This window comes from Cellulomonas sp. Leaf395, assembly GCF_001424125.1.
In the GTDB taxonomy this organism is placed as follows: Bacteria; Actinomycetota; Actinomycetes; order Actinomycetales; family Cellulomonadaceae; genus Cellulomonas.
Genome location: NZ_LMQI01000005.1, coordinates 586,021 through 607,862, shown reverse-complemented (window position 1 = coordinate 607,862; position 21,842 = coordinate 586,021). Strand labels below are relative to the sequence as shown.

General features: G+C 71.8%; 13 protein-coding genes. 2 read left to right on the top strand and 11 right to left on the bottom strand.

Annotated features, from left to right (window positions below; genetic code table 11):
• Positions 1-10: 10 nt before the first annotated feature.
• The 3 genes from ASG23_RS20815 to ASG23_RS17375 form a co-directional block, all read right to left on the bottom strand.
• On the bottom strand, positions 11-2,560 hold the full coding sequence (locus ASG23_RS20815; RefSeq protein ID WP_056027638.1) for a helix-turn-helix transcriptional regulator: 2,550 nt from the start codon (positions 2,558-2,560) through the stop codon (positions 11-13).
• Positions 2,561-2,656: 96 nt separating this feature from the next.
• Positions 2,657-3,067, bottom strand: coding sequence for a nuclear transport factor 2 family protein (locus ASG23_RS17380; protein WP_056028558.1), 411 nt, complete (start codon positions 3,065-3,067; stop codon positions 2,657-2,659).
• Between the two features lie 146 nt (positions 3,068-3,213).
• Complete coding sequence (locus ASG23_RS17375) at positions 3,214-4,104, bottom strand: helix-turn-helix domain-containing protein (protein ID WP_056027637.1); 891 nt, start codon at positions 4,102-4,104, stop codon at positions 3,214-3,216.
• A 266-nt stretch (positions 4,105-4,370) separates the two neighbouring features.
• On the opposite strand from ASG23_RS17375, the gene ASG23_RS17370 reads away from it, so the two are divergent.
• Together ASG23_RS17370 and ASG23_RS17365 are read left to right on the top strand one after the other, a co-directional pair.
• A complete protein-coding gene (locus tag ASG23_RS17370; protein WP_056027635.1) occupies positions 4,371-6,746 on the top strand; it encodes a beta-galactosidase in 2,376 nt (791 codons plus the stop codon).
• A complete protein-coding gene (locus ASG23_RS17365; RefSeq protein ID WP_056027632.1) occupies positions 6,743-9,712 on the top strand; it encodes a DUF5107 domain-containing protein in 2,970 nt (989 codons plus the stop codon). The genes ASG23_RS17370 and ASG23_RS17365 overlap by 4 nt, the downstream gene beginning before the upstream one ends.
• Before the next feature lie 134 nt (positions 9,713-9,846).
• On the opposite strand, the gene ASG23_RS20340 is transcribed toward ASG23_RS17365, so the two are convergent.
• From ASG23_RS20340 to ASG23_RS17330, 8 genes are all read right to left on the bottom strand, one after another.
• On the bottom strand, positions 9,847-12,720 hold the full coding sequence (locus ASG23_RS20340; RefSeq protein ID WP_056027630.1) for a hypothetical protein: 2,874 nt from the start codon (positions 12,718-12,720) through the stop codon (positions 9,847-9,849).
• A 500-nt stretch (positions 12,721-13,220) separates the two neighbouring features.
• Positions 13,221-13,490, bottom strand: coding sequence for a hypothetical protein (locus ASG23_RS17355; RefSeq protein WP_056027628.1), 270 nt, complete (start codon positions 13,488-13,490; stop codon positions 13,221-13,223).
• 75 nt (positions 13,491-13,565) lie between these two features.
• Complete coding sequence (locus tag ASG23_RS17350) at positions 13,566-14,429, bottom strand: NAD(P)H-hydrate dehydratase (RefSeq protein ID WP_200941635.1); 864 nt, start codon at positions 14,427-14,429, stop codon at positions 13,566-13,568.
• Positions 14,413-15,180 (bottom strand): histidine phosphatase family protein, encoded by a 768-nt coding sequence (locus tag ASG23_RS17345; protein WP_056027626.1) that lies wholly within the window; start codon positions 15,178-15,180, stop codon positions 14,413-14,415. The genes ASG23_RS17350 and ASG23_RS17345 overlap by 17 nt, the downstream gene beginning before the upstream one ends.
• On the bottom strand, positions 15,177-15,323 hold the full coding sequence (locus ASG23_RS20040) for a hypothetical protein (protein WP_157465727.1): 147 nt from the start codon (positions 15,321-15,323) through the stop codon (positions 15,177-15,179). The genes ASG23_RS17345 and ASG23_RS20040 overlap by 4 nt, the downstream gene beginning before the upstream one ends.
• A gap of 134 nt (positions 15,324-15,457) precedes the next feature.
• Complete coding sequence (locus tag ASG23_RS17340) at positions 15,458-17,599, bottom strand: bifunctional polysaccharide deacetylase/glycosyltransferase family 2 protein (protein WP_235521206.1); 2,142 nt, start codon at positions 17,597-17,599, stop codon at positions 15,458-15,460.
• Between the two features lie 21 nt (positions 17,600-17,620).
• Entirely contained in the window at positions 17,621-18,166 is a 546-nt protein-coding gene (locus tag ASG23_RS17335; RefSeq protein ID WP_056027624.1) for a hypothetical protein, read from the bottom strand.
• Between the two features lie 104 nt (positions 18,167-18,270).
• Positions 18,271-21,732, bottom strand: coding sequence for a hypothetical protein (locus ASG23_RS17330; protein ID WP_056027623.1), 3,462 nt, complete (start codon positions 21,730-21,732; stop codon positions 18,271-18,273).
• Between the last annotated feature and the right edge of the window lie 110 nt (positions 21,733-21,842).

The following is a 21,842-nucleotide window of genomic DNA, read 5'->3' as shown; positions in this document are numbered from 1 at the left end:
GAGTAGTGGGCTACTCGAGTCCGAGGACGTCCTTGAGCGCGGTGCGCTCGGACACGCCGAGCTTGAGGCCGGCTCGGTACAGGTGACCCTCGACGGTCCGCACCGATACCGTCAGCCGCTCGGCGATGTCCTTGTTCGGCAGCCCCCTGGCCGCCAGCTCGACGATCTCGCGTTCTCTGGCGGTCAAGGGCAGCGGTCGGACCGCGATCGCAAGCGCCGGGGTGTTGGCGCCGGACCTGGCGGCCAGCTTCACAGCGAGGGCCGACGCGGAGAGTGCTGACCCCTGTCTCCCCTGGTGACGGTAGGCGTCGGCCGCCTGGGCGGCCGCGTCTCCGGCGGCGACGAGGTCGCCGAGCCGGGCCCAGTCCTCGGCGGCCTCGAGAAGCCTCTCGCCGTCCGCGTCGGCCCACGCCCGGGCATGGGCGCACGCGACGCGGGCCCGTGGGCCGAGCTGCGCGAGTGCCATGAGGCGGGGGAGTGCCGACGTCGCATCGCCGAGCTGGACTGCGGTCTGCCAGGCGAGCACCTCGAACGCGGGCGCGCCCGACTCTCGGGCGACCTCAGCGGCTGCGACGGCGCGGTCGAGCGACTCGGTGGTCGATCCCTCGGCGGCAGCACCCCACGCCAGTGCCAGGAGGTCCTCAGGTGCGAGGAACCGGTACGCCGGATGCTGACCCATGAGGATCCCAGTGAGCAGGGGAGCTGCCTCGGCGGCGTTGCCGGCCTGCGCCAGGGCCGTCGCCAGAAGCGTCCGGCACCGGAACCGGAACTCGTGACCCGAGTCCGCCAGCCCGGCCCACGCCTCGCGCAGCAGGGCCAGCGCCTCGACGACCCGGCCTCCGGCGAGCGCGGCATGCCCGGCGACGACAAGTCCCATCAGCCTCGCTGGGCCAGGCAGGTCGGCCGAAGCCGCCCGCATCCTCCGCGCCTGGTCGTCACCGCGGGCGGGTGTGCCGTCGAGCCGGTGCCCGAGCACCTGCAGGTCCGCGAGCCCGAACCCGGGGATCACGGTGGGCACACGGTCGGCGGTGAGCCCTCCCACGACGGCGGCCTCGTCGAGGAGGTCGCGCCTCCCGGTCAGGGCTGCCGCCGCCGACACCGCGGAGGCGACGAGGATCCGGGCCAGGTCGTCGGGAAGGTCCTCGTGCAGCAGCTGAGGGCCGCGGTCGAGGAGGGGCGAGAGGTCGCCGGCCGCCGCCGCCACGGCGAGTGACATGGCGGCGACATGGACGGGAAGCGCGCCGCTGGCCTCGGCCGCGTCCAGTGCCTGGCGTGCCTCCTCCGGTCGAGCCATCGTCCACAGCAGGTTGCCGGTGCGGTGCACCTGGGCCATCGCGCGGAACTCGGTGCTCGGAGCGGTCTCCGCGAGGTCCCGCAGGATCGCCTCGGCCTCGTCCCCGCGGCTGAGCCACGACAGAGCTGCAGCGTGCACCAGCCGGGCGACCGGCGCGCCGGTTCCCGCGGCCGCACGGGCCAGCCGCTCCGCCAGCGGGAGGTCGAACAACCGGGTCGCCGCCTCGGCTGCCTCCAGGAACAGTGCGGGGTCGGCAGGCAGGTCGGAGTCGAGGGTGAGCACGGCTCGGGGGATCGGGTCCGGCGCCGCCGGCAGGGTCACGGCCACCTGTCCGCGCAGCCGACGGGCACGCAGGGCGCCCATCACGGTCCGGCGGACCTCGCCGTACAGCGGGTGCGCCAGCCGGGCCACGAGTCCATCGGTGCGCACGAGGCCCCGCTCCTCGGCCTCCTCGAGGGCCGAGGGCGTGGCCAACATGGACACCGTCGAGACTGCGACGGGCTCGGCCAGCGCCACCAGGTCCACGACGTCCCGCACCCCCGGTGCCAGACGGCCGATCTCGTGCTCGATGAGGTCGGCCAGCTCGGGCGAGATCATCGGCTGACTGGTCCACCGCCAGATCCCGGACGCCGGGGTGAACCGTCCCGCTGACACCTCGGCGGCCAGCAGGTGACGCAGGAACAGCGGGCTGCCCTGGGTCAACGTCCACAACCTGTGCGCGGAGGCGGAGTCGACAGGCCCGCCGAGCACCCGGGCGACCAGACCGGTGGTCTCAGCCTCGTCCAGCGGGGACAGGTCCAAGCGCGGGAGGTGATCGTCCTTCCAGAGAGCCGTCACGATGTCGGGGACCGGCTCCCTGGTCCGAAGGGTCACCAGGACCGGTGCCAGCCGGCGTACGACCGTGCGGTGCAGCACGATCGCCGAGTGCTCGTCAAGCAGGTGTGCGTCATCGACCGCAAGGACCAGCGGCCGTCTCACGGCGAGTTGGTCCAGTGCGCGACCGATGGTCTCCGCGGTGTAGCCGGCCGGGACGTCGAGCAGGCCCGCGAACGCACCGAGCGGCATCTGACGGGCGGCCGTGCTGCCGTGGCCCCACACGACGGTGACGCCGGTACCGGCCAGCTTCGTCAGGGCCTCGCGGGCGAGCCGCGTCTTGCCCACCCCGGCGGGGCCCGCCACGACCACCCCGCTCGCACCCGGCCGGATCGACGCCGCAACCCGCCGCAGCTCGTCGTCCCGGCCGGTGAGCGGCCACGTCCGCTCCATAGCCGTCAGGCTAGCCAGCCTGAGATGAACAGCGCACTCCTAGCATCCTCGAGCTCCCCGACGGGTGCGTCAGAGCCTGCTGACTCGGGTCTGCACTCACCCGACGACCGTCTCGCTCACCGTGTCGGCGTGACGATGGGCCACGCGCCACTCACCGTCCTCGCGTCGGTACACCTGCGTCGCGCGCAGGGTGAACGTCCGCGGCCGACCGTCGACGGACACCGAGCTGTGCTCGAGGCCGGCGGTATAGGCCATGTCGCCCACGACGTCGTGCGCCAGCAGCTCGAACTCGTACGAGGTGCAGTCCGAGAAGGTGTCCTCGAGGAAGCGGAAGATCTTCTCCACATCCGCCTGTCCGAAGGCGTTGCGCCATGCGCCCTGGATGCTCACCGGCTCGTTGCGGGACCAGATCGCCCGCCGCGGGTCCGCGTCACCGCCGAGCAACGCCCTCTCGGCGGCGAGCAGCGTCGTGGTGACCCAGGCCAAGAAGTCCTCCTGCTCGGTCATGACACCATGATGCTCGCGATCGGCGCGTCGGGTGCGGTTCCGCTCGACCTGCACACCAGCCGGCACCGGCGCTACGGCGTCAGGTCGATTGAGACTGAGGCCGGCAGAGCCGGATGGAGAAACCGCTCAGACGAGTGTTCGACCTGTCAGTGGGCTCGGGCGCGGAACGCGGACGGCGACTGCCCGTGCGTCCGGGTGAACTGCCGTGAGAAGTAGAGCGCATCCTCGTACCCGCACGTGGCGGCGACGGCGGCGACGGTCAAGGTGCTGGTGTCGAGCAGCTCCCTGGCCTTCGCCATGCGCAGGTCACTCTGGTAGCGCAGGGGAGCCACGCCGACCTGCTGACGGAAGACCGTGCGCAGCTGCGACGGGCTGAGCCCCACCATCGCGGCGAGCGACTCCATCGGGATACGACGCGGGCTGGTGGCGCGCAGGTGCTCGACGGCGCGTTCCACGGGACTGAGGGAAGGACCGGGGCCTCGCCGACCGGTGGCGGCCACCTGTGCGAGCGCGTTCCAGGCGGCACCCGACGCACTGACCAGACCGCCTGCTGTCCCGGTGTCCAGCGCGTCGATCGCGTGGGAGACGAGGCTGGCGATCGCGGCCGGGTCCCTCAGGTGGGAGACCGGCCCCCCGGCAGCCACGTGCGCGGCCTGGACAAGGTCGGCGGCGTCGTGCCCGACGACGTGGAGCCACCACAGGGTCCACGGGTCCGACTCGGAGGCCGCGTACTCGTGCGCGACCGACGCGGGCACCAGCACCGCGTCGCCGCGCTGGACGGCGAAACGCCCGTCAGGGGTACGGCACCACCCTGATCCGTCGGTGCAGATCATGAGGATGTGCTGGCCCGCACCGTGGGGACGAGCCCGGCCGTGCCGGGCGGCGTGCGGGAAGAACCCGGCGTCGGTGACCAGCAGGCGGTTGGTCACCGGTCGCGCGAGCGCGGCCCGGATTGCCGGTCGCGGAAGCACGAACAAGCGCTGGCCGACGAACCCCTCGCGGAGCGACTCGGACTCGACGACCACGCTTTCGTCCATGATCCGGATCGAAGCCTGCTGCGCAGAGTCAGGTCAAGTCGCCGATGCCCCCTCTTTGCGTGGATGCCGACGTTGAGCCGTTGTCAATTCGTCCATGAGCCCGTCGAAACCGCCATCGCGCACGCAGGGTCGTCCGGCATAACCTCGCATCGCGGCCTCATCGAGCACGTCTCGCCGCGGATGAACGGCACCGCTGCCGCCTCGTCCGCTCGGAGGCCCCAGACACGTCCAGCACCCCGGCGGGGTGTTCTGCAGAAGGAGACAGATTGCACACGCAGGTCGATCTCACCGGGACCGTCCCTCGGCTCCGTGTGCCGCTGCCCGTGGAACCTCGCCGGGATCACCTGCCCCTGGGGGAGCCGGACGGTTCGCCGGACCGCGTCGAGGTCACGAGCCGCTCGATCGAGCGCGGTGGCCGTCCCTGGTTCCCCGTCACGGGCGAGATCCACTACTCGCGCATCCCGCGCGAGCGCTGGTCGGAGGTCATCAGCCATGCGCGAGCCGGAGGGCTCGACTCCGTGGCCACCTACGTCTTCTGGCAAGCCCACGAGCCGCGACCCGGACAGTTCAGCTGGGCCGGCAACCTCGACCTGCGGGCCTTCGTCGAGCTCGCCGGCCGGCACGGTCTGCAGGTCGTCGTGCGGATGGGCCCGTGGGCGCACGGCGAGGCACGCTACGGCGGCTTCCCGGACTGGCTGGTGGAGCAGGGGATCGCGACGCGGACGAACGATCCCGCGTATCTCGAGCTCGTCGAGCGGCTCTTCGCGCAGATCGTCGCCCAGATCGCCGGCTTGACGCATGCGGAGGGGGGCCCGGTCGTCGGTGCCCAGATGGACAACGAGCTCTACGACCAGCCACAGCACCTCGCCCGGCTCCGGACCATCGCTGAGGGTCTCGGTCTGCGCGTGCCTCTCTGGACCGCGACCGGCTGGGGCGGTGCACAGGTCCCCGACTCGCTGCTCCCGGTGTACAGCGCGTACTCGGACGGGTTCTGGGAGGAGACGACGACCGAGTGGCCCGGCTTCGCGGCCTTCCACTTCCGCTACAGCCCGGTGCGCGACGACCTGAGCGTCGGTGCGGACCTGCGCGAGGCGCTCGACGGCATCGTCGTGGACCCGGACGCCGTGCCTCTCAAGGACGACGATGCGCTGCCGTTCGCGACCTGCGAACTGGGCGGCGGCATGCACGTCGCCTACCACCGCCGGCCGCTCGTGCAGCCCGAGGACGTCGCCGCGCTCGCGCTGGCGAAGATCGGCAGCGGCTCCATCTGGCAGGGCTACTACATGTACGCCGGCGGGACGCAGCGCACCGGGCCCGGCGGGACACAGCAGGAGTCGCACGCCACGGGCTACCCCAACGACGTCCCGACGCGGACCTACGACTTCCACGCGCCGATCGGTGAGCACGGGCAGATCCGACCGCACCACCACCTCCTGCGACGCCAGCACCTGTGGCTCGCGACCGAGGGGGCGGCGCTGGCGGCGATGACCACGACCGTCGGGGGCGGCAGCGAGGACCCCGAGGAGCTGCGCTGGTCGGTCCGTTCCGACGGGCACCGCGGGTACGTCTTCCTCAGCACCTACCAGCCGAGCCACCACCCGATCGCGGCCCAGGACGGCGTGCAGGTCGAGGTGGAGCTCGACGACGGCGCAGTCGTGCGCATCCCCTCGCACCCGGTGGACGTGCCCGCCGACATCAGCGTGGCGTGGCCGCTGCGGTACCCGCTCACCGACGGCGTCGTGCTGCGCAGCGCGACCGCGCAGCTGGTCACCCGCATCGAGCTGGACGGCGGCGAGCTTGTCGTGCTGGCCGCCACAGACGGGATCCCCGTCGAGCTGGTGCTCGAAGGCCAGGTCCCGGTCGGAGGTGCAGGGGCCACCCGGGCGGTCGACGGCGCCACCGTGGTCGACCTGGCCCAGGCGCCCGGTCCATCGACCGTGGTGGAGCTGCCGGGCGTCCGGATCCTCGTGCTCGACGAGGCCACCGCGAACCAGCTCTACCGGTTGGAGCTGGGTGGTCGGGAGCGGCTCGTGCTCTGTGACGTCCCGGCTTTCTCGTCGCCAGACGGAACGCTGGTCCTCCACACGAGCCAGGAGGTCGCCTCGGTCGCCGTCCTGCCCGCGCCGGCCGGACTGCGCGGCGCGTCCGGCTCAGGGGTCGCCGTCGGCCCGTGGTCGCGCTGGACCGTCGAGATCCCGTCCGCCGGGACCCACCGGATCGCGGAAGGTCTGCGGCCCACCGCGGCCGACGTGCCCGATCCCGTGCGCGGCGGCCCGCTGCAGCGGCTGAGCGCACCGACCGATTTCGACGGCGCGGCACGGGTCCACCTCGACGTTCCCCCTCATCTGCTCGAGGGCACCGACAGGGCCCTCCTGCGCGTGACCTGGACCGGCGACGTGGGGCGGGCGGTGATCGGTGAGGACGTCGTCAGCGACCACTTCTGGCACGGGCGGGTCTGGGAGGTCGATCTCACACCCCGTCGCTCGGACGTCTCCACCGACGGGATCACCTTGCAGCTGTTCCCGTGGCGGCACGAGGTCGGCGTCTGGGTGGACCCCTCCGTCCGTGGAGTCGAGGACGGCATCGAGGTGCAGGCGGTCGACGTGGTGCGCGTCCAGCGCGTCGAGCTGGAGCTCACGTGACCGCGTCCCTGCCGCTCGACGGCGGCACGCAGGCGGACGCAGACGCCACGCTCACGCTCCCGGACGCGCCCGCCCACCTGAGCGAGGCGCTCGCGCGCGGAGCCGCCGTGGCGTGGAGCGAGCCGCTGACGATCCGCACGTACGACGCGGGGGAGCCGAGCGCCTACCCGATGTACCTGGACCACCGGGTGTACCAGGGGTCCAGCGGCAAGGTCTACCCGCTGCCGTTCGTCGAGCACGTCGCCGACGTCGGGGTCGACCGGCAGTGGCAGGCGGTCCACCTCGAGAACGCGTACGTGCGTCTGGTGGTCCTGCCCGAGCTCGGTGGCCGGATCCACATCGGGTACGACAAGACCACCAGCTACGACTTCTTCTACCGCAACAACGTCATCAAGCCCGCGCTGGTGGGCCTCGGAGGACCGTGGATCAGCGGTGGGGTCGAGTTCAACTGGCCGCAGCATCACCGGCCCGCCACCTACCTGCCCGTCGAGACGCTCATCGAGCAGGGTGACGACGGCTCGGTGACCGTCTGGTGCCACGACCACGACCCGTTCGCGCGGATGTCGGCCCAGCACGGCATCCGACTCCGCGCGGACAGCTCCGTCGTCGAGCTCGTGGTCCGGCTGCACAACCGCACGAGCGAACGCCAGACGTTCCTGTGGTGGGCGAACGTGGCCGCACGGGTGCACGACGAGTACCAGTCGTTCTTCCCCGAGGACGTGCGCTACGTGGCCGACCACGCCCGCCGCGCCCTGACCGCGTTCCCGTGCGCCGACCGCCCGTACTACGGGGTCGACTACCCGGCCCGGGCGGACCAGGAACCGGGAGCGGACCGGATCGACTTCTACCGGAACATCCCGGTCCCGACGTCCTACATGATCGTCGACTCCCAGCAGGACTTCTTCGGCGGCTACGACCACGCCGCGGGCGCCGGTTTCGTGCACTGGGCCGAGCGTCGGGTCTCGCCCGGGAAGAAGCAGTGGACGTGGGGCAACGCCCCGTTCGGCCACGCCTGGGACGCGCAGCTCACCGACGGTGACGGCCCGTACGTCGAGCTCATGGCCGGCGTGTACACGGACAACCAGCCTGACTTCAGCTGGCTGCTTCCTGGGGAGACGAAGGTCTTCACCCAGTACTGGTATCCGATCCCTGCCATCGGCGCGGCGCACCAGGCAACCCCCGACGCGGCCGTGAACGTCGAGCGGGACGGCGCGGTCGTGGCCTCGTTCGCGGTGACGACACCCCAGCCCGGGGCCGAGCTGCGCATCCTGCGTGGCCGTGAGGTGCTGGCGTCCAGCGTCGCGGACCTCGTCCCGGGGGTGCCCCGGTCCGTGACCGCGGAGAGCGTGGCAGGCAACGACCTGATCGCCGAGCTCCTCGACTCCGCCGGCCGTCTGCTGGTGCGCTGGACCCCGACCGAGACCAGCGACGAGGAGCCCTGGGTCGCCGACGAACCGCCCCTGCCCGCGGCGGTGGAGTCGGTCGAGGAGCTCTACCTCACCGGTCTGCACCTGAGCCAGTACCGGCACCCGACGCGGTCCCCGCTGCCCTACTGGCACGAGGCGCTCCGGCGTGACCCCGGGGACTCCCGCACGAACCTCGCCCTGGCCGACCGCGACTATCGCGCCGGTCGCTACGACCGTGCGCTCGAGCAGGTCGAGGTGGCGTTGCGCCGCCTGAACCGGCGCAACGCGAACCCGCTCGACGCCGAGGCGTACTACCTGGCAGGGCTGGTCCAGAATCGCCTGGGCCGCGTCGAGGACGCGGAGCGATCCTTCGGCAAGGCCGGCTGGGACGGCACCTGGGCTGCCGCCGCCGGTCTGGAGCTCGCTCGGTCGCTCGCCCACCGAGGGCACAACCGCGCTGCGCTGCGCGTGCTGGACACGCTCGACGGCGTCGTCGGGCACGACACCCGACGCACGGCGCTGCTGGTCGTCGTCCTGCGCCGGCTCGGGCGCGAGCAGGACGCGGTCGACGTGCTCGAGCACGCGCTCGCGCTCGACCCGCTCGACGCCGTCCTGCGGGTCCTGGCCGGTCGGCGCCCGCCCACGGACGCGGGACTTCTCCTGGACGTCGCGACCGACCTCCGCCGGGCGGGCGAGCACACCGCCGCCCTGCGGCTCCTGGACCAGGTCGTCGCAGCCCCGGTGTCGGTCGCGGGCAACCTGCGGCCGGTCGCCCACTACGAGGCTGCCTGCCTGCTCGAGGAGAGCGGTCTCGACGCCGAGGCGGCCGACCGCCGAGCTGAGGCCCGAGCAGCAGACGTGACCTGGGCGTTCCCTTACGGCCTCGACGCGCACGACGCTCTCCAGCGCGCGGTCGACGCGGATCCCGACGACGCCACCGCCCGGTCGCTGCTCGGCATGCTGCTCTACGCGCACGGCCGTCGCCCGGAGGCCTTGCGCCTGTGGGACCGGGCGACCGAGCTGGGTCTGCGGCACCCTGTGCTCCTGCGCAACGCCGGGATGGCCGCGTTCAACATCGCCCACGACGACGCCCGCGCGTGGCAGCGGTATGAGGAGGCGATCGCCGTCGCGCCGGATGACGCGCGGCTGCGCTACGAGCAGGACCAGCTCGCCGCCCGGCTCGGGCACGCCGCCGAGGAGCGGCTCGCACGGGTCCGGCCCGTCGAGCACCTCGTCCTGACGCGCGACGACTTCACCATCGCCTACGTCCGTCTCCTCACCGACTCCGGGCTCGCCGCACAGGCCTACGAGATCCTCGTCACCCGTTCGTTCCACCCGTGGGAGGGCGGCGAAGGGCGCACGGTCGCGGCGTGGGACGCGGCGCTGCAGGCGCTGGGTCTGCCGCTGACCGACCCGCCGCCCAACCTCGGCGAGGCGCGTGCGCAGTACGTGGCACCGGCAGCCGTCCGCGACGACGGCGTCACCGACTACTTCGCCACGAGCCTGCCCGAGCTCCTGCTGTTCTCGCGCGAGCCCGACGAGGATGACCAAGCCCGGTGAGCGGCCGGGTGGCGGATCTGTCCTCGCGAGCGCCGGCGGGCGTCCCCTTTCCCGGTTGGTGCTAACCGCGGGACAGACATGAGACCGCCCGCCTCCCCCTGTGGCGGGGGAGGCGGGCGGTCAACGCGCTGCGGTCAGGCCCGCAGTCTGCGGCGGGCGAGCACGAGGCCCGTCCCCGCCAAGCCGGCCAGGACGGCCGCGAGGCCGATCAAGCCGGCGCCGTTGCTACCAGTGACGGCCAGCGTTGCGGACGTCGGGCTGGCGGCGGGCGTATTCGTCGCCAGGACGACCGTGGTGGTCGGCGTGGTGGACGGCGTGCTGCTAGGCGGCGGCGTGGTCACCGTCGTCGTCTGGTAGCACGCAGCCTGCGGGTTGGTCGTCTGGAACCCGATGGCGGGAGCCAGCTCGATGGTGCGGGAGGCGCGAGCGCCGCCTGCCTCGACGAACCACTCGTCAGAGACGAGGTCGGCGTCGATCACGTAGCCCTCGTTCGCGAACACGTTCAGCGTGACCTCACCAGGAACACTGGTGACGACCTCGACCGACACGTTCGGGAAGTCCCACCGACCGGACTCAGCGTCGAACACGCCGCCAAGAGCGGCGGCGTCGAACGAGGCACCGGCGGTGCAGGTCGGAGCGGGCACCGGGGCACTGAACGGAATGCCGGTCGGCATCACCTCCGCGCAGTCCTCCTCGGTGAGGTACTCCGGAACGGTGAACTCGACCACCAGTGTGGTCTCACCGTTCTCGAACACGGCGTCCTCGTTCGCCTCGAACGTCAGCGTCCACTCGCCACCGGACGGAGCCGGGTTCGGGTGGTTGCCCTCGGGGAAGTCACCCAGGCTCGGGTAGTCCTCGCCGTTGAGCGTGGCCGAGACCAGCGTGGCGTTCTCGTAGGCGAGGAAGCCCGCGCCGTCGAGGTCGTCACAGGTGGGCGGCGTGGTGGTCCACGACGCCGACGCCGTCAGCTCGGCGCACTCGTAGCCCGTCAGCTGGTCGAGGTTCGGCACGTACCACTGCGTCTGAGCGTCGTCCGGGAAGACGTAGCCCTCAGCAGGGCTGGCGGTGAGAACCAGCGAGCCGGGCTCCTCGCCGTCAACGGCACTCCACATGACGCCCTCCTCGGGGCCGAGGACGAGCTCACCGTCCTCGTCACAGGTCGGCGGAGTCCACGTCGCGGTAGGAGTTACCTCGATGTCGCACGGCGGGATCTCGATCTCCTCGAGGTAGAACCAGTCACCGTTGCCCGAGTTGCCGTGGCTGCGGAAGTAGGCGCCGGCCTGTCCGACGTTGTGCGGGTCGCCCTGCACGTTCGCCTGCCAGTTGGATCCGTCACCGAACTCCGGAGCCTCGTCCGACTCCCACGGTCCACCGATCCAGCTGTACCGCTGGTACGTGGTGTCTCCACCCTCGACACACTCCGGAGGCGGCGGCATGTAGCACGGCGCGTACGGGTCGGTGTTCTGGTAGCCGATGGCCGCGTCGACCGTGATGGTCACGGTGCGGACGAACGGGTCGCCCTCACCCTCGAACGTGAAGCCCTCGTTCGCGGTGGCCGTGATGACGTACTCGCCCGGTCCGTCGTAGTCGCGGTCGACCGTCAGGGTGTAGCCCTCACGAACGATCGGGAACACGTCGGTGTCGAGGTCGCCGGCAGCGTCACACGTGGGTGCGGTGGGCTCCACGTCGAAGACGACAGCAACCGGAGTGACGCACTCCTCCAGAGGTTCCGGGACGACGACGGTGAGAGTGTCCTCACCCTCCTCGAACTCGTAGCCCGCGTCCGCCATCAGGGTGATGACGTACGTGCCCGGTGCCGGGTTGGCGTAGTAGCCGGCCGTGACAGCAGTGGCCGGTCCACCGTTGAGGGAGTACGTCGCAGTGGCGTGCTCGAACGTCAGCGTGACGTCCGCTGCGAGGTTGTCGCAGGTCTGCTCGCTGACGACCGCCGACGGAGCCGGGATGGTCACGAGGCAGTAGGGGTCGTCGACGTCCTTCTGGAAGGTGACGACCCAGTCGCCGAGCACGTACTCGCCGGCCTCGGCGTCCCACACGTACTCCGCCTTGGAGGTGGTGATGGTCCTGACGCCAGGAGCGGTGCACTCTCGGGACGTGTCGTACTTGGGCGGAGGCTGCTGGACATAGCAGTCCTCGTAAGGGTCGTCGTTCTGGTAGCCGAGCGCGCCATCGACCGTGACGGTGATGGAACGGACGGTGGCATTGCCCTCGCCTGAGAACACGAAGCCCTCGTGCGCCGTGGCGGTGATGGTGTAGTCACCAGGACCGTCGTACGGCCGATCCACCGTCAGCGTGTAGCCGGTGCGGACGATCGGGAACACCGAGGTGTCCAGCTCGCCAGCGGCCTCACAGGTCGGTGCGGTCGGCGTGACATCGAACTGGACCGCCACGATCTCAGGCTCGTCCGGGATCGGCACCACGTGGATCTGGTAGTGGCTCACCGAGTCCTTGAGCGGGTGGTCGATCACGACTTCATCGGCCGGCTCGTCGAGCCAGATGATGTGCTCGGTGGTCCCTGCCTTGACGCAGTAGCCATCGATCAGGTAGCCGTCGGGAGCCTCGACGGTGGGGTTACCGACGCCGTCCCAATCGACCTTCGCGAGCCATCCGGTCCCGGTCTCGTCGCAGATGAACTCGGGCTGCGCCTTCGCAGTGTCCACGTTCCCCTGACGGGCCTCAGCCGCGGCTGGGGCGGGAGCCTCGACCTTGGCGGCAGGCGCAGGTGCGGCCTCGACCGCGGGGGCCGGGGCGGGTGCCTCGACCACGGGGGCCGGGGCGGGTGCCTCGACCACTGGGGCCGGGGCGACGGACTCCGATGCCTCATCAGCCGTGACGGGCTCGGCCACGGGTTCCGCGGCCGGCTCGGTGACGACCGTCTCGGTGGCGTCGACGACAACGGTGTCGTCAGCGAACGCGGAGGAAGTGAACATGATCCCCGCTACGGCCAGCACGAACGCTGTGCTGGCACTCACGATCTTCTTCATCAGCATGGGTGTACTCCTTCGGTCATAGAGACATAGTGCTCTTAACAGAAGAATTCGGTCAGGTGGGAACGGGTGAGATTCAGTAGTCGGGCCGTCGATCGATGCACGACAAGGTGCGCGACCCTGCTCGCTCAGCACCTCGACGAGGATGACGAGTGCGGCGGGCTCGGTGTGCTCGCCACGGCCGTCGAGCTCGTCGCCGCCCGTCCGTCCACCGCGGAGAAAGGGCACACCTCCGCCGCACCAAAGCCGATGCGGGTGGATGCCGCGACGCCGTGGGGGGTCGCGGCACACAGGTTCGAACTCCGTTATCCCCCCACCCGTCCAGGCGCAGGTCAGCGACTGTCCCCGGCGAACCGGAGCGGCCGCTGGTCTGCGTGTGATGAGGCGGATCGGAGAGTCGCCCGACGGCCGGCAGGCCGTCCGAGCCCGGGCAAGGACGCCGCTGCAGCGCCATCGTCGCGCGGTGCCTGCTCGCTCAGGTGAAGTCCTCGCCGCTCGGGATGCTAGGGCTCGCCGCCGCCACCGCCGGAGAGGAAGCCGTGGTCGCCATTGCAGGCGAAGCCGGGATATTCACCCGTTGCCTTGAGGTCGTCCTTCGACCGACCGAAGGACTTGACCACCTTCAGTACGTGGCCGAAGTTCTGGACGCGGCCACCCTTGGGTAACGGTGCCTCCGGTTCGTCGTTCTGGCCGGAGAAGGCACAGATCGAGAGGGAGACGGTCGTCCCAGGGATGTCGTCGCCGTTGCCGTTCACCTCTCCGGCGCTGGCCATCGAGGTTCCGACGAGCAGCAGACCAGCTGTGGCGGGCGGGACGAGTCGACGCCGTCCTGCAGTGCCCGGACACCCTCAGGGAGAGAGCTCGTCGAGGAGCACAGGAAGCTCGTCCGGGAGCTCGCGTGCGAGGTAGCCGAGAGAGCCGATCCGGGTGGCAAGGCGGTCACCGGCGGCCGCGTGCAGGTGCGTCGCCCAGCACGTGGCCTGTGCGGGGTCCGCGCCACGGGCAAGGAGCCCGACCAGCGTCCCGGCCAGGACATCGCCGCTGCCCGACGTCGCCAGACCCGGTAGACCGGTCGACACCTCCCACCGGGATCCGTCCGGCGCGGCGATCCGTCCTTGACAGGTGACCGTCGCGTCGTACTTCCTCGCGATGCGGGAGCACGACTGGTCGTCGATCTCGTCCACTCCGAGCAGGAAGGCGGCTTCTTTCGGGTTGGGGGTCAGGACGAGCCGCCCTGCCAGCCGTTCGGCGACCTCGGGGATCCGGGGGAGGATGCCCAGCGCGAACGCGTCGAGCAGCATGGGGACCTTGCCGGGGATGCCGTCGGTGAGCGCCTCGAGCAGAGCGATCGTCCGCTCGGGATCGTCGAGGCCGGGTCCGACGAGCACCGCGTCGGCCGTCCTCAGGTCGTCCATGAGCTGCTCGGTACCGGTGCCGTCGGGGCTTCCTTCCTCCGTCTCCGGGAGCCCGACCACACCGGCTTCCGGGATCTGGATCGCCAACGGGACGGCGACCGATCGTGCGACCGCCATGGTGAGCCGTCCCGCGCCGACCCGGAGCGCCGCGACGCCGGCCAGGAGCGCGGCGCCGGGCGTGCTGCGTGCGCCGCCGACGACGACCACCTGCCCGCGGCCGTACTTCGAGGTGGCGTCCGCAGGAAGGGGCCACCCACGGAGCAGCGCGGGGGTGATCGTCTCAGTGCGGGTAGGCATCACGGTCCCCGGCGTGCGTGGTCACCGGCGCACCCTCGCGATCGAGGTGGCCGTCCTCATTGAACGCCGCCAACGTCCACGGCGCCCCGGCGGACGTCCGGACGAGGCGGGTGACAGCGGCGTTGCGCACCGGGGTGGCGCGCGCGAGATCGAGCACGTCCTTCTCGACCATGCCTTCGCAGACGTACCGGATGGTCATGATGACGGCGTCGTGCGCCACGACGAGCACCCGCCTCCCGTGCTCGACCCGGTCGAGGTCCGACAGGAGCGCGCGCACCCGCATCGCGAGATCCGCCCAGGACTCCCCGCCCGGGGGACGGTAGTAGAACTTGCCGAGGTGGCGGCGTCGCGCTGCCTCCGCGGGGTACCGGGCGTCGATGCCGGTCGTGGTGAGCAGGTCCAGGATGCCCAGCTCCCGGTCGCGCAGCCGCTCGTCGAGGTGCAGGGCGAGGCTCGAGCCCGCAGCCTGCAGCGCGATCGTCGCCGTCTGCACCGCACGGACGTAGGGCGAGCACCACAGGGACTCAGGGCCGCTTCCCCCCGTCTGGTCCCGCAACCACGTCCCGAGCGCCTCCGCTTGTTCCGCACCTTGCGCCGACAGCGGGGTGTCGGCGTCACGGGTCTCGAGATCGATGACCTCGAGACCCGCACGTTCGGCCTCGCCCGCGGCGACGTTGCCGATGCTCTCGCCATGTCGCACCAGCATGAGCTGCGCGGCACCGAAGACCCCAGGGGTCGGGTCGGTGCTCACGCCAGGTCAGCGCCCGTGGGATCCGTCGGGTAGATCCGGCGCGCCGGGACGTCCTGGTTGTCGCCCTGCTCGGGCTCCCCTTCCTGCGGTGTGGTGCCAGGAAGGGGACTCGTGTCGTCGGTGCTCGTCGGGGTCTCGCTCACGATCGCTCCGTTCTCCGCCGGTTCAGTGGTTGCGCAGAGACACGGCCGTTTCTGGACCTCAGCCCAGCGTAAGGAGGCGCTGCTGCGTGCGCGACAGCACCGCCCGCGGCGAGTCGCCCGCCCGACGAGCAGGGTCAGGCGCGCACGACCACGTCGCCGGAACGGTGCAGCTTGTGCCACGGCAGACGGGCTCCGGCGACGGCACTGGCGATGGACTGGATGACGACCAGGTAGATCAGCTGGCGGTAGAACACCTGCTGCAGCGGCAAGCTCCACAGCGGCTTGAGGCTCTCGCCGTCGAGCCGCAGCGCGTAGGCGGTGGTGGCCAGCTGGACCAGGGCGAACGCCAGCCACACGGTCATCACCGACCGGGCGTTGCCGGTGAAGAGCCCGTAGAGCGCGAACAGGTCGATCGCCGGGGCCAGCAGCGGCAGCAGCACCTGGAAGAGCAGCATGTAGGGGATCCCGACCCATCCGAGCCGGCGCCCGCCGTCGGTGGAGTCCCGCACGGCGTGGCGGTGCTTCCAGATGCACTGCATGGTCCCGTAGCTCCAGCGGTACCGCTGGCGCCACAGGTCGTTCACGCTGCTGGGCGCCTCGGTCCAGGCGCGTGCGCGCTCCTCGTGGACCACCCGGTAGCCGGCCCGCAGGACCCCCATCGTGATGTCGGTGTCCTCGGCGAGCGTCTCCGAGCTGAGCCCGCCGGCCGCCTCGACGGCCTGCCGACGGAACGCCCCCGCCGCGCCCGGGACGGTGGTGATGCAGCCCAGCAGGTCCTGCAGCCGGCGGTCGAGGTTGAAGCCGCTGACGTACTCGAGGTGCTGCCAGCGTCCGAGCAGGCCGGTCCGGTTGCCCACCTTGGTGTTGCCGCTGACGGCGCCGACCGCGAGGTCGCGCAGGGGCTGGACGAGCTGACGGATGGTGTCGGGCTCGAACACGGTGTCGCCGTCCAGCATGACCAGGACGTCGTGCGAGGCCACCCGGGTGCCGGTCCGCAGGGCCGCGGCCTTGCCCGCGTTGGCCTGCCGGACCAGCCGGACGCCGGGCAGGCCGAGGCGCTCGACGACGTCCCCGGTGCCGTCGGTGGACCCGTCGTCGATGACGACCACCTCGAGCTCGGGATGGTCGGACGCGACCAGCGAGCGCACCGCCCGCTCGATCCCGACGGCCTCGTTGTACGCGGGGACCAGCACCGTCACCGGCGGCAGCCACTGTCCTCGGGCGACGCGACGCTTGGACACGCGGCCGTGCCGAGGTGCGAGGCCGACGACCAGGACGGTCCGCAGGAGCGACAGGACGCCGAACCCGAGCACCGCCCAGCTCACCGCCGTCACCAGCCAGCCAGACGCGCGCACCGCCACGTCGAGCACCTGGCCCTGCACCGCGGGGATCGCTTCGGCGGGACGGGTTGCCCCGACGGCGAGGCCGAGCCCGTCGGAGACCGTCGTGAAGCGATACCCGGCCTCGCGGTAGCGCTCGATCAGGGCGGGGAGTGCCGCGAGCGTCTCGGACCTGTCGCCGCCTCCGTCGTGCAGCAGGACGATCTGGCCCTCGGTCCCGGTGGGTGAGCCGTCGGCGACGATCTGCTCGACCCCTGGCCGGCTCCAGTCCTTGGTGTCCCGGTCGGCGAGGACCACGAGGTAGCCGGCGTCAGCTGCGCGCTGGACGGCTGTCAGCTCGGCGGCGTCGAGGTCCCCGGGTGACGACGAGTACGGCGGACGCAGGAGCGAGGTGCTGATCCCCGCCCCGCCGGCGAGTCCCAGCTGCCCGAGGGAGAGCTCGAGGTTGGCCCGCCAGGTGGGCACGGCCGACAGGTCGGCGTGCGACCAGGTGTGCCCGCCCAGCTCGTGACCGGCGGCGACCACCTGACGGAGCAGCTCGGGCTCCTCGACCGCGTGCGACCCGACGACGAAGAACGTGGCAGGGACGTTCTCGCGGGCGAGGACGTCGAGAATCTGCGGGGTCCAGCGCGGGTCCGGACCGTCGTCGAAGGTCAGCGCAACCGTCCGCTCCTGCAGCGGAACGCCGACGAGCGTGTCACCATCGGCGACAAGGACGGGCCCACCGGGCGGTGTCGCGACGGGGACGCGCTCCCCGGTCGTCGCCGTCCCCGCCTGCCACACGCTCGCGGTGATCGTCTGGAGTCCGAGCGCGAGCAGAAGCACCGCGAGCACCGCGACGAGCAGGACCCAGTGCGCGACGGCCGGGCGGCGGGTGACGTACTGGACGTGCGCCCGACGCCGGCGAGGGCGTGCGGGCGCCGAGGACACGCTCACGCTCTGGTCCAGCACGCGCGGTCAGCCCTTGTTCGGTCGGGGGGTCGGCGTCGCGGCGTGGGTCGACGCGGGTTCGGGCTTCGCGGGTTCGGGCTTCGCGGTCGGTGCGTTGCCGGGCTGGTCGTCCGTCTGCCCGGGCGCTGCGACAGACGGGCCCCGAGCGGCCTGGGTCGGTGTGGCCGAGGGAACGGGCGGCGGGGCGGCCGCCAGGATCGCGGCAGGGGTGGGAGCCGGAGTCGCGGGGACGGTCCTGGCCTCCCGGGCCGACGCCGACGCCGAGGGCGACGGGGTCGGCGTGGCCGTCGGCGACGGTGGGGCCGGAGCGGGGGGAGTGGGGTCGCCTGCCGTACCGGCGAGCGCGGGAGCGATCGGACCAGGCAGCAGGGGACCCAGCCCGGGGACGGCGAGGCGGTTCATCCCGACGGGGACCACGAGCGCTGCGACAACGAGCACGGCGTACGTCGCGACGAGCGCCCCGAGCGCCCAGGTGATCCGCCGGACCGTTCGTCCACGGCGGCCGGAGGGGTCGACGAAGACCGCGCTGGACGCACCTGGATGACCGCTCACCCTCTGCCTTCCGTCGGAAACGGCGCAATTCTGCCATCGCCCGCACTCATCGGGTGAAACGTGCAGGTCAGACGTCCAGGTGCCCGTCCGCCACGAGGCGGGCGTCAGCCGGCGGGGACCTCGACATCCACGCGGACCACGTCGCCCGTGCGCCGGAACACGAGCCCGCTCACGCCGGCGTCGAGCGCGCCGTGAACGCCCGCCACGCGGGTGCCGTCGGCCAGGTGCGCGACGACGGTGGGCGCAGCACCGGGTCCGTCGACGCGCCGGTAGACGATCGGCACCTGGCAGAACGTGAACGCGAGCGACCCCGCGGGGAGAGGAACGGCCCTCTCCTGCTGGGTGACGTCGTGGTACGTGAAGGTCGTCGGGGTCGTGGTCCACTCGTCGGCGCGGAGCAGCACGGGTCGCACGACGACGTGCCCGTCCTCGACCCGCAGACCCAGCTCGCCGAGCCGGGTGAGGATCTCCTCCTTGACCTGGCCGGTCATGCCGGGCTGCCGGGCACCCTTGCCGGCCGGGGTGTGCGAGTACGGGTCGACGGGGAACGCGCCGTACGTGTCCGGTGTCTTGCAGTAGCCGAGGCCGAGCCGGATGTCCTCGTAGGCGTCGGCGAGGCCCGCGACAATGGCCGCGTCGGCGCCTTCGACCACCGCGCGCTCATGGTTCTCCTGGACGGCGAGGAGGAGCTTGGACACCATGTGCCAGTAGATGCTGCCGAGTCCCTCGTACGCGAAGAACGACCCTGACCGACCGGTGAAGCGGGCATGGCGGAACACCTGCTCGAACGCGTCGAGCACGGCCTGGCGACCGTCGGCGACCTGCTGCGCGGTCACGCCCGGGACACGGCTGGGGAGTGCATCGAGGGCTGCGTCGAGGTCGCGAGCGTTGTGCAGGCCGGGCGCGAACCGGTGGTCGCCGCGCACGTCGCGCAGGACCACCGACGTGTCGCCGGCCGCGACGAGCGTCGCCAGCAGCGGCGCGGACGCGGCCTGCTCCGCGGTGAGCAGGTTGCGCGCCAGGAACGTCGGCAGGTCGCGGTCGGGGTAGAGCAGGTAGGAGTGCTGGTCCGCCCGGTAGAGCGCGCTGCGACGCAGCGCGCGGACGAGCTCGAGCGCCTCCGCGGGCGTGAGCAGGCCGGACGAGAGCACCGCGACCTGACCCTCGAGCATCTCCTGCAGGCGACCGACGGCCGCCCCGTCGCGCAGGTCGAGCAGGTTGTACGCGTGGAACAGGCCGTCCTCGCGACGGTTGGCCTGCAGCGCGGCGTCGACGTAGACCTGCGCACTCGAGAGGAACGCTTGCACGGTCGTCGCCGAGACCCCCGTGCGTCCGCCGCTGAACCCGGCGTACACGCGCGTGCGGTACGCGGTGCCGGCCGCGCCGAGCGCGTCCATGACAGCCCGCCGGCCGAGGTCCTCGAACCCGTCGCGCGCCTGCCCGACGTGATCGTCGAGCGCGGCGTGCACGTCCGTCAGCAGGGTCGCGAGCTCGCTCGTCACGGTGAGGTCGTCGGCCAGCAGGTCCCGGGCCAAGGTGAGGGCGCGGCGCAGGTAGGCGAGGGTGACCACTGACAGGCCCTTGCCGACGAGCGCGTTGTTGGCGTCGTTCCACTCCGGACGCTGCGTGTTCATCCAGATGCCGCCGTCGGGCACCAGGTTGACGACCTTTGCCAGGATGGTCAGCAGGAGCTTCTCCCCGAGCGAGACGCGGACGAGCTCGCCGTCGGGCCCGTGCACGAGCCGCCCGTCGGCGCCCTGGGTCGCGACGCGCTGGGCGACCCGCTCCTGAGCCTCGGTGTCGAACGCGATCGTCGCGATCGGCTCCACGACCGTCTCGTCGTACGTCGCGATGCGGTACGGCACATCGGCGTGCGTGAAGACGGCCCGGTCGACGAGCGCCTCCAGGCGACCGGGGTGGAACCGGCGCGACGCCTCCAGGAGCTTGACCAGGTAGATCACCTGGTGGTCGCTCCAGTAGCCGATGTTCGCCCACGGGTTGGACGGCTCGGGCACCTCCCAGTCGATGCCGGAGCGAGAGATGCGGTACGGGTTGTACCCGTCGGCCGTCGTCGCGTCGAGGAACACCGCGACCATCGACTCGACGTACTCCGGGAACGACCACGCGAGCGCCTCCCAGTTCTGGAAGATGTCCCGCCAGTTGCCCTGGAAGTCGACGAGCGTCTCGCCGCCTTCGTTGGTGAGAGCGATCTTGAACTTGTTCCACGGGCGGCTCGGGTCGCCGTGCCGGCGGCTGAACGTCAGTGGCAGGTACTCGCGCACGAGCCGCAGCAGGTCCGGGTCACCGGACGCGTCGGCCCGCGCGACGACGTCGTCGAGCTGCTCGGTCGTGCCGAGCGCGTCGAACCACGCGCCGGTGCGGTCCGCGGTCCGTGGGCTGCGCTGACCGACGAACGCACGCAGGTCGGGCGTGCTGACGGTGTACCCGTCGACGAGGACGCCGCCGCGCATGATGTTGAACAGCACGTTCGCGCGGTGGTGGGTGGTGGCGAGCTCGTCTCCCGTGAGCTGCACGGCGTCGGCGGTCCCGACGAGCCGGTCGAGGTGTGCGCGCGTGCCCTCGACGTCCGCGGCGAGCGCCGCGGCGGCCGCGGCGGGGTCGGCGAGCTGCGTCTGCAGGCGCACGACGTCGGCGGCGCTCTGGTCGACGTCGGCGACGACGCTCCAGCGCTGCTGCTCGCCCGGAGCGAGCGTGAGGTGCGTGCGGACCAGGTAGGCGCCCTTCTCGCCGCGGACCTCGTGCTCCGCGACGACCGGGCGGCCTGCTGCGAACGCCTCGACCTGGCGCGCGGAGAGCAGGTGGTCGACGTCGTCGAGTCCGACCTGCCAGGCGACGGTCGTCGAGAGCGACTCGCTCGGGTCGGCCTTGTCGGTGAGCGTCGAGTTCAGGTAGACGAGCCCGAGGCCGGTCGCGGGGTCGACCTCGGAGCGCTTGTACGCGTCGAGCAGGCTGCTGAGCTCACCCTGCGTCTGCACGGTGACTCCCGCAGGCAGCAGGTCGAGGAAGCCGTCCAGGACCTCGGCCCGGACGGCCCGGTCGGTCGTGGAGGCGACCTCGACCTCGCGCACGATGCCGAACCGGGCGGCGGTCCGCCACGCCACGCGCACGCGCAGGCCCACGTCGGGCCGGGTCTCCTCGAACACGAGGCTCGTGCCGAGCGGGTCCTTGTAGAGGTTGCGCGCGACGTGCGGGTCGTCCGGACGGCGCGGGGCGAACGGCTGCCAGAACACGGTGCCGTCGGCGGTGGCGACGCGCAGGAGCGTGAGCCCGCCGGTCCGGCCGGCACCCGCGGTGACCTTGTCCTCGGTGGCGTAGGGGAACAGCGCGCGGTCGGCCTCCTCGCGCCCGGCGGTGACGCCGCCGGTGCTGGAGATGAACACCCACAGGTCGCTCGCGCCGACGAGCGTCATGAAGAACGGCGGCAGGTCGTCGTAGGACGTGATGCGGTAGAAGCGTCGCCCGTCGAGGTCGACGAGCCCAGCCTCGGAGGCGTCGGGCACCCGGCCGTCAACCGTGGGTGCGGCCGTGAAAGTCTGCGACGCCATTGCCGATGTCCTTCGTTCGCGCGCGCGACGGACCGCTCGAGGGCGGGCACGCGGCCGCGTCGGTGCGGCCGTGGATGCGCTCCCATACATTGACACGTGTCATCGGTGAA